This window comes from Acidovorax sp. GW101-3H11, from assembly GCF_001633105.1.
Taxonomy (GTDB): domain Bacteria; phylum Pseudomonadota; class Gammaproteobacteria; order Burkholderiales; family Burkholderiaceae_C; genus Acidovorax.
Map to the genome: position 1 here is coordinate 778,197 of NZ_LUKZ01000009.1, position 14,167 is coordinate 792,363.

General features: G+C 62.2%; 10 protein-coding genes. 3 read left to right on the forward strand and 7 right to left on the reverse strand.

Translation table 11 applies throughout. The annotated features are described in order from the left end of the window. Together A1D30_RS26020 and A1D30_RS24740 are read right to left on the reverse strand one after the other, a co-directional pair. Positions 1-240, reverse strand: a 240-nt coding sequence (locus A1D30_RS26020; protein WP_199865943.1) for an RHS repeat domain-containing protein, incomplete at its 3' end; no start/stop codon positions are given. Positions 241-556: 316 nt separating this feature from the next. After that, positions 557-1,180, reverse strand: a complete 624-nt coding sequence (locus A1D30_RS24740) for a DUF4272 domain-containing protein (RefSeq protein WP_082836384.1) — start codon at positions 1,178-1,180, stop codon at positions 557-559. A 5,190-nt stretch (positions 1,181-6,370) separates the two neighbouring features. Between A1D30_RS24740 and A1D30_RS09545 the strand changes: the two genes are divergently transcribed. After that, entirely contained in the window at positions 6,371-6,775 is a 405-nt protein-coding gene (locus tag A1D30_RS09545) for a hypothetical protein (RefSeq protein WP_063460490.1), read from the forward strand. A 52-nt stretch (positions 6,776-6,827) separates the two neighbouring features. After that, positions 6,828-7,913 (forward strand): DUF72 domain-containing protein, encoded by a 1,086-nt coding sequence (locus A1D30_RS09550; RefSeq protein ID WP_063460491.1) that lies wholly within the window; start codon positions 6,828-6,830, stop codon positions 7,911-7,913. A 296-nt stretch (positions 7,914-8,209) separates the two neighbouring features. Here A1D30_RS09550 and A1D30_RS09555 read toward each other — a convergent pair whose 3' ends face one another. Further along, positions 8,210-9,250, reverse strand: coding sequence for a diguanylate cyclase (locus A1D30_RS09555; protein WP_063460492.1), 1,041 nt, complete (start codon positions 9,248-9,250; stop codon positions 8,210-8,212). Between the two features lie 240 nt (positions 9,251-9,490). Here A1D30_RS09555 and A1D30_RS09560 point away from each other — a divergent pair, with 240 nt between their 5' ends. After that, positions 9,491-9,976: a hypothetical protein gene (locus tag A1D30_RS09560; protein ID WP_131798443.1), complete on the forward strand. Its 486-nt coding sequence runs from the start codon at positions 9,491-9,493 to the stop codon at positions 9,974-9,976. A 20-nt stretch (positions 9,977-9,996) separates the two neighbouring features. Here the strand turns inward: A1D30_RS09560 and A1D30_RS09565 are convergent, their stop codons facing one another. Genes A1D30_RS09565 through A1D30_RS09580 form a run of 4 tightly spaced genes read right to left on the reverse strand, consistent with a single transcriptional unit; the run spans position 9,997 to position 14,166 of the window. After that, positions 9,997-10,587 (reverse strand): methylated-DNA--[protein]-cysteine S-methyltransferase, encoded by a 591-nt coding sequence (locus A1D30_RS09565; RefSeq protein WP_063460494.1) that lies wholly within the window; start codon positions 10,585-10,587, stop codon positions 9,997-9,999. A gap of 50 nt (positions 10,588-10,637) precedes the next feature. Further along, positions 10,638-11,543, reverse strand: coding sequence for an SDR family oxidoreductase (locus tag A1D30_RS09570; protein WP_063460495.1), 906 nt, complete (start codon positions 11,541-11,543; stop codon positions 10,638-10,640). Beyond that, positions 11,544-12,479 carry a glutathione S-transferase family protein gene (locus A1D30_RS09575; RefSeq protein ID WP_063460496.1) on the reverse strand — a complete coding sequence of 312 codons (936 nt, stop codon included), beginning with the start codon at positions 12,477-12,479 and terminating at the stop codon, positions 11,544-11,546. A 25-nt stretch (positions 12,480-12,504) separates the two neighbouring features. After that, entirely contained in the window at positions 12,505-14,166 is a 1,662-nt protein-coding gene (locus A1D30_RS09580; protein ID WP_063460497.1) for an isovaleryl-CoA dehydrogenase, read from the reverse strand. Between the last annotated feature and the right edge of the window lies 1 nt (position 14,167).

Genomic DNA, 14,167 nt, shown 5'->3' on the forward strand with positions numbered 1-14,167 from the left:
CACCTGCCCGCCGGGGTAGGTGGTGCTGGCCAGCAGGCCCTGGGCGTTGTAGGCGTAGCTGACGCTGCGCGTGTCGCCATTGATGAGGCGCTGGGTTTTGGTGGTGACGCGGCCTTGGGCATCGCGCTCGTAAGTGGTGGTGCCGCTGGGGTCGAGGATTTCAGAGGAGCAACCGATGCGGACTGGGGCAGCACGGGGAATGCTGGCGTGTGATGCAGCCCCAGCAAAGACAAAAGCCAAGGCCAACAGGCTGCGAAGCTTGCTGGTCTTGGCGGGTTTGAGGCCAAATTGAGCGCTGTCGCCTGATGGGCATGGGTTGACAGCTATCAATTTAGGAATTTTCAATAGCTGAGAGCCAGCACGAGTGCTGCGGTTGCACCATTTAGGCAAAAGGCAAGACCTGACCCCGTTGCTTCGCTTCTCGCTTGCGGGCAGCATCGGCGAAGAGATCCAGCTTGAGGGCGCTGCGCGCTTGCGCTTTGGGTTTGCTCATGCGGCGATTGTCGCGTCCACCGGCGGGGCCTCGGGCAGGGAGGTTTTTAGAGGTTCCCTACAATTATGTATCCAAAGAAACATTATCCCAATCAGAATTACTTAACAGCCACTCCATTGCCCTGCGCCTCTCAATCAAACTAATCGGATTAATTTTAGCTGGAATTTTTACACCATGAATTCTTGCATTAACGACAGACCAGTGCAATAAGTAGGCCAAATCAGCCATCTGATACAGACTCTCCGGGGATTTAAATTCCACCCCTCTACGAAAATTAGCAGAGCCCTCCATTACCCTCATATCCGGCACATAACTAACCAAGTTACTCACCAAAGGATCCACCAGCTTCATGTCCTTGATCACACCAACATACCACAGCAAAAGAAACAACGCATCGGCTTGGACATGAAAGTCAATTAGAAAATCCTTTGCCAATCCATCAACAAGCATTCTTTCTTTATCCGTTAAATACCCCTCAAGCCCTTCAGACTCAATCCACCTCTTCGCCAAAGAGCGATCAAATCCATACGATACAGAAAGACACACATCAAGACACAAAATTCTTGCAACAACCTCACCCCCCCCTTTTTGAATCTTAAAATCGCTAGTCGGTAAATTAAAATTTACCTGATACCCAATGCCCTGGGCAATTGAAATAGATCTCTCCCTAATACGATCAAAATTCATCTATATCCACCAGGAAAATTTTGAGAAAAACCACCCCCACCTCCAGGCAGGGAATGAATAAATTGACTAATCAGCGGATCACGGTGTTCACACCTTAAAACCAGCCACAGCTCATTTGGTCGCCCTACAGGATGATGCCACTCAAAACCTTCTGGATTCCTAAATCCCGATGAGCGACCTCCCTGCATATGATTTACTATGGCACCTGAATTTACCGGACCTCGACCACCAGTTAAATAATTAAACAACTGATTGTTAGCAATAAATCTGTGATTCGAGTATGCACCATTTAGATTGGCGATAAAGTAAATTTGCAAACACACGCCGCAGCTCTGCATTGTGTTTGTTGAGTAACTGGTTATAGGTTCAAAATTCTGTGGCCTGGGTGGCGGGGCAAGTACCGGCACAGACGGTGGTCGAACAGGATTACCTCGTGGTGGTGGAACAGCTTGGAGTCCTTCTGGATCTGTAAATCCTAAGGTATCCCCATCCACATAGGTAAACCGATTCCACCCCCCATCCAACCCAATCGGATCCCCCTGCGTATACCGCCCCGTACCCGGCGCATACGTGCGGAAGTAGTTGTAATGCAGCTTCGTCTCTTTGTCGAAGTACTGCCCCGGGTACCGCAGGTTGAACGTGACTTCCGGGATGCTGGTGGCGCCCGTGGTGGGGTTGGTGGTCTCGCTGGTGAATCGCTTGGCCCCAATCGTGGGCTGTTCGTCGCCGAACGCACTGTACGCCCATTGCCACGCCACCTGGCCGTCGGGCTGGGTGAGTTTGCGGGGGGTGTTCAGGTGGTCGCTGTGGACGGCATAGGTTTGGCCTTTGATCACTGCCGCTATCGGCATGGGGCCGCTGGCGGTGGGCAGGTAGATGTATTGGGCGGTGCCGCTGCTGTTGCTGCCGCCCGAGCCGTATTCGCCCAGCAGGCTTTCTGCATCGCTGGTGCCGGGGCTCCAGAGTTTGCTGAAGAAGTTCAGGATTTGCTGGATGAGGCCGGGTGGTTCTGCCTGGGTTTCCTTGTTGTCGTCGCCGTCGTCATCGGCCAGCAGGTTGTTCCGGTTCTTGGTGCTGGCGGGTTTGCCTGCGGCGCTGTACAGCGGCTCGGTCTTGAACACGCGCTGGCCCAGGCCGTTGTGGGCGTATTTGGTGGTGGGTGCGTCTTCGCCTTCTCCGGTGCGGGCGCTTTCCATGCGGCCTTCGCTGTCATACAGGTAGCTGGTCAGGCCGTCGCCCAGCAGGTCGCCTGCGCTGTTGTATTGGTAGGTGACGCTGGTGGTAGCGCTGTTGCCTGCCGCGCTGGTGGTTTGCTCAAAGCCCAGCAGGCGGTTGCCGTTGGTGTCGTATGTGAAGGTGGACGTATCCACCGGGGTGTTGGCCGCCGTGGTTTTGGTGAAGCCGGTGATGCGGCCTGCGGGGCTGTATTGCACCGTCCAGGTGCTGGTGGCCTGGCTGATGGTGCTGGCCTGGGGGTTGGTGTTGGCCGGGCGCCAGAGTTTTTGCGTGAGGGTGTGGATGCGCCCTGCCGCGTCGTACTGGTAGCTGCTGAACTCGGTGGCGGTGACCTGGCCTGCGGTGTTGTAGCTGCGGGTGGCCGGGATGGCGGCCGTGGCCCCGGGCAGGCTCCAGCTCCAGCCGGTGGGCTGGCCCAGGGGGTTCCAGGTGATGCCGGTGACCAGCGGTTGCCCCGCCCAGGTCAGGCCGGTGAGTTGGCCGGTGGTGTCGTACACATGCTGCAGCACCTGCCCGCCGGGGTAGGTGGTGCTGGCCAGCAGGCCCTGGGCGTTGTAGGCGTAGCTGACGCTGCGCGTGTCGCCATTGATGAGGCGCTGGGTTTTGGTGGTGACGCGGCCTTGGGCATCGCGCTCGTAAGTGGTGGTGCCGCTGGNCACCTGCCCGCCGGGGTAGGTGGTGCTGGCCAGCAGGCCCTGGGCGTTGTAGGCGTAGCTGACGCTGCGCGTGTCGCCATTGATGAGGCGCTGGGTTTTGGTGGTGACGCGGCCTTGGGCATCGCGCTCGTAAGTGGTGGTGCCGCTGGCGTCCACGATTTCGCCCAGATACCCCTTGCTTGCGGGGGTGAGGTCGTAGCGCAGGGTGGCGGTGCGCCCACCGGCATGGGTGATGAGCGTGGGGCGGCCCAGCAGGTCGCGTTCGATGGTGGTGGCCTGGCCCAGGGCGTCGGTGACGGTACTGGGCAGGCCCAGGGCGTCGTATTGGGCGCTTTCGCTGCCGCTGTCGGGGCTGGTTTCAGTGGTGGCGTTGCCCAGGGCGTCGCGGGTGTAGGTGGTGGCTACGCCTTTGAAGTCGGTGGCCTGGGTGACGGCGTCGAGGGCGTTGTAAGCAAGCTTTGCGGTCGCACCCTCATCGTTGATGACGCTCGTGATACGGCGCAAGGCATCCAAGCCCCGCTGAGGCCAGCCTTCTACGGTTCCTACCCAATCGCCATTGCCGTCATAGCCATAGGTCACGGTTTTGCTACCCAGGGTGACTGACTCCACCCGATTGTTGGTGTTGATGGTGCGCGCCAAGCGCCACACCAGCTGGCCTTGAGCGTTGCGAATGTCTTCCCGCGTGCGATTGCCCATGCCGTCGAGGACGTAAGCTCCGCTTCCGCCCCGGTTATCACTCCAGCCCGTGAGTCTCTGGGCAGAGTCATAGGTGTAGGTAATGCTGTGGCCGTGTGGCAACGTCGCAGTGGCTACTTGGCCCGAGGGGCGGTAGGTGAGCGTGGTGAGCTGCCCGCCCCGGTTGGCGGTAAGCATGCGGCCACGGGCGTCGTAGGTGTAGCTGGTGACGAGGCCAGTGGGGGCTGTGTGGGTGAGCACATTGCCTGCCGCATCGTGGGTGTAGGTGTCTACATGGCCCTGGGCATTCGTGGTGCTGGTGAGGTTGCCTGCACCATCGTACTGGTAGCTGGTGACTGCGCCGTTGGGGGCCTTCTCGGTAGCAACCAGGCCTGACGGGTGATATGTCCAGGCGGTGGTGCGGGCGGTGCCCGTGGCGATATCGGTAATGGTTTGCGTGAGGCGGTTGCCCCCGCTGTCGTACGTGTAATTGGTGGTGCGCCCAGGTTCAGTCACGGAGACCGGCTTGCGCCACTGGGGGTGCCATTCCGTGACAGTACTGCGCTCTTCGGGCAAGCCCACGGCTTCGGTAACGACAGTGGGCAGTCGCCGAGTGACGTCCCACTGGTAGTTCGTCGAAACACCTCGAAAATCTTTCTCGGAGGTGATCAGACCAGAATCGGACATACCGCGCTCGGACACCACACCATTGAAAAACGCATCGGGGCGCCCTATTGCAATCAATGCCGCCCGCCCTGCGCTTGAATGAATTCGCGCCCAAGTCGTGAAACCAAGCGGACCCTGCACGCCGACCATGCCAACCGAATACGAAGAGTAATCTACGGAATATTTTTCAACTCCACCGGCTGCTTCCGAGGAAATAGCTCTCCCCACGCTATCATATTTATATGTTTTTAGGCGAGCATTGGCACCATCAAAAATACCCGTCAATGCCACCGGAAAATCGCTACGCTCATATTTATAGTATTTTTTTGAACCATCTGGATATCCAACCAAAGCCAATCGACCTGCCGAATCATACTCAAATCTCACTACAGCCCCACGGACTTCCACGCTGGCAATAGTGTCACCATTCCACAAAAATTTGACTTCCTTCTGAAGATCGCCAAATACCCGCGAAAGCCTATCACCCCCTAAATACTCAAATCGTTCCACCCCATTGTTCGGAAAGGTTTTTTTAATGAGTCTTCCAAAATTATCAAAATCGTAAACAATGTCTTTATCTGCGACTTTCAGTACCCACCCACTGGGACCACTTTCGAGGGAATCCCCAGAATTTACTGAGAGCCAGACGGATTTTGGACGCACAAACGATCTAGTCCAACCATCTCCCAGGTCAACTAAGGCAGTATCAATACCGTATTCAACGGCTGGAGTAAATTTCACTTTTCCATGGTAGTTGTGGGTCCAGCCAGGCCCAAGACCAGCTGCGCGCATGCCCCTACTCAGGTACATCCTTGAAAATATGAAAGAGAAAGACCCACCAACAACATGATCAACCTCCTTCATGTATTTTGTGCCGGAAGTCAGAAAAATGGGATTCGGAGTAGCATGACAAAGACACTCCTCCGGAGATTGCGGCGGGTACTCCGGCGTGCGCAGGTGAGCAGTTACCAGCATCTTGGCTGGTTGACCATCTTTGTTAATGAAGCTCGCGACATATGGGGTTTCACCCGGAATTGAGTAGCCCGCACATGCATATGGACAATACTCCACTGAAACACAAGTGATTTCATGCTTCTTTCCCAAGAAATAGCAGCCATTTAGAGCCGCTTCATCAGGCGATGTGTAGTATCCGTAAGGCTGATTTTCATCCGTAGACATGAACGTATGGAAAAAACTCCACAGCTTCAGCTCATTCGCACCGGAATAGATCGGAGAAAGCAGAACCGCCAAAACCAAAAATATTCTTAACATATTTCTTGAAATAGATAACCAAATACAGATCAGAAAATTCATGCCAAACTAAAAATAGGTCTGCATAGGATTTTCTTGCATTGCAGCCACATCGACAGTGACATGAGACACGTATATTGAATTTGATGAGGGCAATACACGCCTCGCGCTTACATCAGTAAGACACGTAGGTCCCTATGTATAGAAAATAAATCAAATGCATGCACGCATGCTTTTCATTGATGGCTGGACCAGGCAATCTCAATCACCTTGAGAGGCCAATGATCCATGGCGCTGATTGGCCACTGGGAGCATGAGTCAGCAGTTGCCAGTGTTCCAAAGCAACGCAGTTTCTAGCGTTGGATAGAGTTGGATGTGAGCCGGAGGCATCGGAGCAATTCCAATCACCCGCCACATCGATCGATCCCTGTCCTGCGAGGCTTGCAAGCGCGCGCAAGCCAGCGAGTCTTTTTTCAAGACTGTTCATTCATCTTCCCTCCCGTTGTGCGGCGCACTGTAGAGACACCTTCAGTAACAGGTCAATAGAACGAGGCATGCCGAGTTGTAATGTTGTGTATCTCTCACTCTGCACACCACAGCAATCCGTGAAACCCTACCTGCCGTTGCCCCCTTCGTTCCGTGGTTCCATCCCCGCGTGCCCGACTCCCTAGAATGCACTGCACTCCTCTGCAGCCCGCACCGCCCCATGTCCTCCCTTCCCTTCCCCATCCGCACCGAATGCCCCCCCGGCACCTGCGTCTGCGACCGGGATGCGTTGCTGCAGGCACCCAATGGGGATATGCGCATCCTGATGCTCACGCGCACCGAAGAGAAAAAGATGCTCGACCGGCTCGAAAACCTGGGCAGCCTGGCGGACCTGCGCAAGATGCAGGAGCGCATGGAGCAGCAGCTGGGCATACGTCTCTCGATCACGCAAAGCCCGCATGAGGTGCGCAGCCTGCGGGGCATTGCGATCCTGGTGCATGAGCAGCCGGGGCTGTGCCGCAAGACGCGGCAGGCCATTCCGGCGGCCATCAAGAAGAGCATGGATGCGCAGCCGCAGATCACGTTTGACCTGCTGGACGAGGGCGGGTTGTTTGGCGGTTCGTAGCGGGCCCACTGGCTACGCCCCCCTCCCCGGCCCCATGGCTGATTGACTGCGCATGCAAGACGATCTTTTTGGTGACGCATTGCCCAAGCCCTCAGCGGAGGGGGCTGCAGCGCAGGCACCGCTCTCTCAACACCCGGCCCCAAAGGAAGATCCCCCTGCACGGCGCACGCGGTCTGGAACGGTGGCGCCTGTCGTTCCCGACGATGCGTTGAAAAGCCTGGCAGCCGCACTGCCCGAGCGGCTGCGCCTGGGCACATCGTCGTGGACCTACCCTGGCTGGAAGGGCCTGGTGTGGGAGGGCGAGCATTCCGACGCACAGCTCTCCAAACAAGGGCTGGCCGTGTACGCACAGCACCCGCTGATGCGCACGGTGAGCATTGACCGCAGCTTTTACCGCCCGCTCACCGCGAGCCAGTTCGAGCGCTATGCGTCACAAGTGCCCGACGACTTCCGGTTTGTGGTGAAGGCGCCCAGCGTGGTGACGGATGCGCTGGTGCGCAGCGAGGACGGCCGGGGCCGCCAGCCCAACCCGGCGTTCTTGAGCCCCGAGCTGGCGCGCAGCGAGTGTGTGGAGCCTGCGCTGCAGGGCCTGGGGCACAAGCTGGGCGCGCTGGTGTTTCAGCTCAGCCCGCTGCCGCTGGCGCAGCTGGACCGCATGCCGATGCTGCTGGAGCGCTTGCGCACCATGCTGCTCGCCCTGCCCGCCCTCGCGCCCACGGCGCCCGAGGGGGTGATTGCGGTGGAAGTGCGCGACCCCGAATGGCTGACGCCCGACTTTGCCGCCGTGCTGCGCGAAGCTGGCGCCACCTACTGCCTGGGCCTGCACGCCAAGATGCCGCCGCTGCAGGCCCAGCTGCCCATGCTGCGCGCGCTGTGGCCCGGCCCCCTGGTTTGCCGGTGGAACCTGAACCCGGTGCATGGCCCCTATGGCTATGAAGATGCCGAGCGGCTGTACGAGCCCTACGACCGGCTGCACCACCCGGACCTGGAGACGCGGGCGGCGCTGGCGGCGGTGATTGCGGGCATCACGGGCCGGGGGCAGAACGCGCTGGTGACGATCAGCAACCATGCCGAGGGCTGCGCGCCGCTGACGGTGCGGGGGGTGGCGGAAGAGGTCGTGAAGCTGGGGGCGCGGTAGGCACTGCCAGCTGCGTGGATTCGGAGCCCAAACGCGGCCTGCGGATTCGCACTCAATGATTCAATACCGTTCGGGCTCAGCCCGTCGAAGCCCTGCGCCGCGCTTCGACGGGCTCAGCGTGAACGGTTTTGTATTTTTGAAAGCAACTGGGTCGCTGCACTGGGATGCGTTCAACAGTGCCTGCTTGCTCCCGCAGAGCGGGAAAAATCGCCGCGCAGGGCTTCGACAAACTCAGCCCGAACGGCTTTTCGTGCTTGCTCCGTGAACACGAAGAGACACAAGGGGAGCCAGGGGCATCACGCAGGCGCCAGCTCAATCCGATTGCGCCCGCCTTGCTTGGCGCGGTACATGGCGCGGTCGGCGCGGCGCACCAGCTCTTCGGGCAACTGGTCGCGCTGGGGCTGCAGGCTGGCCACGCCAAAGCTCACGGTGACGATGCCGTGGGGCGCGCCCTCGTGGGGCAGCGCCAGTTGGTGGATGGCCTCTTGCACATGGCGCGCCACCTCGGCGGCGGCGGCCAGGTCGGCGCCGGGCAGCAGCACCACAAACTCTTCGCCGCCAAAACGTGCGGCCAGTTCGCCCTCGCGCCGCGCCCCCACCTGCGCGAGCGTGGTGGCCAGGGTGCGCAGGCAGGCGTCCCCCGCCAGGTGGCCATAGTGGTCGTTGAAATGCTTGAACACGTCCACATCCAGCAGGATGAGCGCCAGCGGCGCAGCAGCGCGCTGGGCGCGCGCCCATTCGCGCGCCAGGGCGTCGTCAAAGTGGCGGCGGTTGGCAATGCCGGTGAGGCCGTCGGTGTTGCTCAGCAGCTCCAGGCGGTGGTTGACCTGGGCCAGGGCCTGGGTGCGTTCGGCCACCAGCGCCTCCAGCTCGCGGTTGCGCTGGCGCAGTTCTTCGATGGGGTAGACCTCGTCGCCCTGGGCGGTGCCGTAGGGGATGGAGACGCTCACATGCACGATCTTCCAGCCGCCAGAGTCCTGGCCCGCACCGGCCTCGCGCCGGAACAGCACGACCTTGCGCGCGGTTTCGCGGGCAAAGAGTGCGTCGGGGATGGGCAGGTGGATGTGGAAGAAGGCGGTGGCGGCCAGCAGGTCCTCGCCCAGCTCCTGGGCGAACAGGTCCATCATCTCGATCACGATGGGCTGGGGCACCTGCAAAAAATCCTGCCGCGTGGTCTCGATCCACTCGGCGCGGGTCTTGACCAGCCTGTCGCTGCTGCCCGAGAAGCCGCTGAAGTTGTCGCTGAAGCGGTCCAGCAGCCGCAGATCACGCGCGGCGTACATCGCGATGTACTCATCAAAGAGCATGCGGGTGAGTCGCTCGCGTTCCGGTGACATAGGTGGGTTCCTGTGGGGCAGCAGGGAATGGTGCGGACAACCTGCAGTATGCGTGGGGCCAGACGCTCTGACGAATGTAGCACCGCACATGCCGAGCGTGCGGCCTGGTTTGCGAACATGCCAATGCCACGCCAACACCGCACCCGCCAATACGGAGAGAGGCGCGGGGCGCCAAGGCCTTGCAGGCCTCACCCGCATGGCAAACAATGCGAAGCAGGCCCATGCCACACCGCCCCGCCCATGCCCCATATTCCCTTGCTGCGCTACCAGCTCCAGCACTCGACACAGACGCTGCAGCAGGGCCTGGACGAGTACTTTGCCGCCCACCCCAGTCTGTTGCGGGGCAGCGATCTGTCGGCTGCGGCGCAGCTGTTTTTTCGATGCCATGACACGGTGCACGTGCTCTATGGCTGCAGCACCAGCCTCCCCGACGAAGCAGTGGTCAAAATCGCCAGCCTGTGCGGCACCACCGAGGGGCTGGCTGTGCTCAAGGGATATGCACTGCATGAGTCGCGTGCGATCTATGGACAACTGCACGCCACCGACGTGCTTCGCAACCTGGGCGCCACGCTCTGGGCCGTGCCGCGCACTTGGTGGCGTTGCTCCCGGCAAACCATGCGCTGGCCGTGGAATTCCCCGCCAGAGCACCTGGACATGCCCTTGGCGGCCCTGCGCGCCCGGTATGGGATCCGGGTGCGCCACGCTGGCAGCGCTGCAGAAGAGTGAGCAATTCCGTCCGGGGTTGCCTACTCGTCGTGCGCAAACAGGGGCAAGGTACCGCCGGGGCATGCTCCTTCGATCCCCAACATGCGCATCTTGGTGGCCGCACCGCCACCGGCCGAGAAGCCGCCCGTCTTGCCCTTGGCGGCCAGGATGCGGTGGCAGGGCACCACGGGCGCAAACGGGTTGTGGCCCAGCGCCTGGCCCACGGCGCGGGCGGCGCCGGGTTCGCCCAGGGCTGCGGCCATTTCGCCATAGGTCATGGTCTTGCCGGGCGGAATGCGGCGGGCCAAGGCATACACGCGGGCGTTGAAGGGCGGCACGGTGTCGAGGGCCAGGGGCACGTCGCACAGGTCGTCGTGTGCCCCCTGCAGCAGGGCCGCCACGCGCGCGGCCCAAGCGGCCACCGGGGGTGGCATCGTGCATTCGGCCAGTTGCGGAAACCGCCGCTGCATGCGGGCGCGCGTGTGGGCCTCGCCCGCGTCCTCGGGCAGTCGCACGCCCACCAGCAGCGCCCCCTGCCAGGCCATGCCGCAATGGCCGATGGCGGTGGGGAACAGCGCGTAGCCGCTGGCCGCGCCCTGCTCTCCAGGGGTGATGGGTGCCTGCAGTGACATACGCTACATATTTAATAGCTACAAAGGCATATGGATAGAGCGGAGAGCGCCTATTCAGCCCTCAAAGCTGCACGCAGCTGCGCGCCCACCTCGGGCTTGCCTGCAAACGGGTCGGTGGGGTTGCGGCCCAGCATGACGTCTTCCATGCGCGTCTGCACCGAGGCGATGGCCTTGGGGTGGCTGTAGATGTAGAACTGGCCCTGCGCTGCGGCGTCGAACACCTTTTGCGCCACCTCGGCGGCGGTCACCTTGCCGCTGCCCACGGCCTTGTCGCTCATGGCCTGGCCGATGAGCTGGCTCTTGGTGGGCTTGTCGGCGGGCAGGTCGCCCGGGCGGTTGCGGTGGCTCTGGCTGATGCCGGTGGGCACAAAGAAGGGGCACAGCACGCTGGCCGTGACCTGGTCGGTGACCAGCGACAAATCCTGGTGCAGCGTTTCGGACAGCGCCACCACCGCGTGCTTGCTCACGTTGTAGATGCCCATGTTGGGCGCATTGAGCAGCCCGGCCATGCTGGCGGTGTTGATGATGTGGCCGCGCCAGGCGGGGTCGGCCTTGGCCGCTGCCAGCATCATGGGCGTGAACAGGCGCACGCCGTGCACCACGCCCCACAGGTTCACGCCCAGCACCCATTCCCAGTCCTTGACCGAGTTCTCCCACACCAGGCCACCCGCGCCCACACCGGCGTTGTTGAACACCAGATGCGGCGCGCCAAAGCGCTGCTGCACGTCGGCGGCCAGCTGCTCCATCTGCGCTGCGTCAGATACATCGACCTTGCGCGCCAGCACCTGCACGCCTGCGGCCTGCGCCTCGGCGGCTGCAGCGTCGAGTGCGTCCTGCTGCACATCGACCAGCACCAGGTTCATGCCCAGCCGCGCGCCAATGCGCGCGCATTCGAGGCCAAAGCCCGAGCCAGCGCCAGTGAGGACGGCGGTTTTGCCTTTGAAGTCGTCGATCATTTATTTCTCAACCTTTCGCAACGTGTAGCCAATGCGGGGAAAGTGCACATGCACCGTGCCCGCACGCGGATCGGTGCGGCGCAGGGTGTAGCGGGTGCGGGTGGCGGCGATCAGCTCGCCCTCGGTGGGTTCGGTGCCAAAACTCTCGGCGGCAATGGCCACCTGGTTGCCCAGCGGGATGCCGTGCTCGTCCTGGAACAGGTCGTCCATCAGGGGCAGCGGGTCCATGCCCGCAGCCACGGTGATGGCGTCTTGTGCGCTGAACTTTTCCATGCGGCCGTGGCCCAGGGCGGCCATGCGGTCCATCCACTCCAGCACGGCGGGGGTGGCGGCAAAGATATCGGCCATCACCGGCACACACTGGCGCGTGAACCACAGCGGGTGGTAGGCCGCAAAGTCGGCCAGGCAGGGCTCGGCGCCAAACAGGAAGTCGTGCTCTTCGGCCATGTGGGCGATGCGGCGCAGGTACGAGCGGTAGGCGGCCGTGGCGTCGGCCGGGCGCAGGCGCTGCATGCCCGCGCTCATCTCGCGGCGGTCTTCACCAAAGGTCTGGGCAGCGGTGGGCGGCAGGTTGGCAAACATGGCGGCCGCGCCCCTGGGCTGCAGGTTGTAGGCCATGGCGGCCCAGAACAGCGTGGTGTCGGCCCACTGCGCAAACACGCGCGACACGCCCTTGAGGTGCGGTGGGTAGAGCACGGGCTCGGGCTGCTCATGCTCCAGCACGTCGCAGATCAAGGCAGAGTCGCAATAGATGTCGGCGCCGATCTGCAAGAACGGCGTCTTGCGGTAACCGCCCGTGAGCGCCACCACATCGGGCTTGGGCATGATGCTGGGGATGATCACGGACTTCCAGGCCAGCTGTTTGTAGCCCAGCGCAAGCCGGATTTTTTCGGAGAACGGGGACGAGGGGTAGTGGTGCAGGATGAGGTGGGACATCGTGGGTCTCCGCAAAAAAGTGAGGTCAGGCAGGCAGGGCGCGGTTCAGCAGCAGGTCGAACTCCACACCCGCACCCAGCGTGCCAAAGCTGTAGCCCCAGTCGCCACCCAGGCGCGAATCGCAGAACGCGCTGAACACGGCGCTGGGCGCGCTGCGGTACAACAGCGCGGCCTGCACGGCCAGGGCCACGTCCTGCGCCAGGCGGCGGGCTTCGGCCTCGGTGGTCATCGCATCCACACGCAGCGGCAGCGCGCTGGCCATGCGGTCGAGCGCCGGGTGGGCGCCGCGTGCGGGGGCCAGTTCGTCGGCCAGGGCTGCTGCCGTGTCGGCGCGGCGCACGGCGCGCAGCAAATCCAGCGCCATGATGTTGCCCGCGCCTTCCCAGATGGAGTTGAGCGGCATCTCGCGGTAGATGCGGGCCATGGTGCCTTCACCGCCCTCTTCCACATAACCGTTGCCGCCGAGGCATTCCATGGCTTCTTGCGCAAACACGCTGCCGCGCTTGCACACCCAGAACTTGGCCACGGGCGTGAGCAGGCGGGCCATGACGGCCTCGTGTTCGCTCTTGTCCTTGTGATCGAAAGCGCTCGCAAGCCTTATGGATAGAGCGGTGGCCGCTTCGCTCTCCAGCGCCAGGTCGGCCAGCACATTGCGCATCAGCGGCTGGTCGATGAGCTTCTTGCCAAACGCCGAGCGCTGGCGCGTGTGGTGCAGCGCAATGCTGAGCGCCTGGCGCATGAGGCCGCTGGTGCCCAGGGCGCAATCGAGCCGCGTCATGGTGCCCATCTCCAGGATCTGCGCCACGCCGCGCCCCTCCTCGCCCACGCGCCAGGCCGTGGCGCCGATGAACTCGACCTCGGAACTCGCGTTGGCGTGGTTGCCCAGCTTGTCTTTCAGGCGCTGGATGCGGATCGCATTGACCGTGTCATCTGGCAGCACACGCGGCAGGAAAAAGCAGGTGAGCCCGCCGGGCGCCTGCGCCAGGATCAGGAAGGCGTCACACATGGGCGCCGAGAAGAACCATTTGTGCCCGATGATGCGGTAGCGCGCGCCCCAGGCGTCCTCGCCATCGGGCACGGCCTGCGTGGTGTTGGCGCGCACGTCCGATCCGCCCTGCTTCTCGGTCATGCCCATGCCCATGGTGAGGGCGGATTTTTGCGAGAACAGCGCCAGGCGCGGGTCGTACTGCGTGCTCGCCAAACCCTTGCTCCAGTCCGCCCACACGGCGGCATTGCCCCGCAAAGCGGGGGTCACGGCGTAGCTCATCGACACGGGGCACAGCACCGACGGTTCCGCCTCGGTAAACAGCATGAAGCCTGCGGCCCGCTCGATGTGCGCGTGGCCCGTGTCCTGGCGCGACCACGGCGTGGCGTGCAGGCCGTGGCGCAGCGCGGCACCGATCAGCGCGTGGTAGCTGGGGTGGAACTCGACCACATCGGTGCGGTGGCCGAAGCGGTCGTGGGTGCGCAGCTGCGGCTTGTAAGTGTTGGCCAGGCGCGCATGGGCCTGCATCTCTGCCGAGCCCATCTCCGCACCCAGCGCCGCCAGCCCCGCCAGCGGCAGGCCGGGGGCATGCAGGCGCAGGGCGTCCTGCAGGGGCTGGTTGGTGGTGAACAGATTCACATCGGCCCAGGGCGTGCTCTGGTTGAACACCTCGTGGGTGGCGGCAGGGCTGGCAGCGGTCATG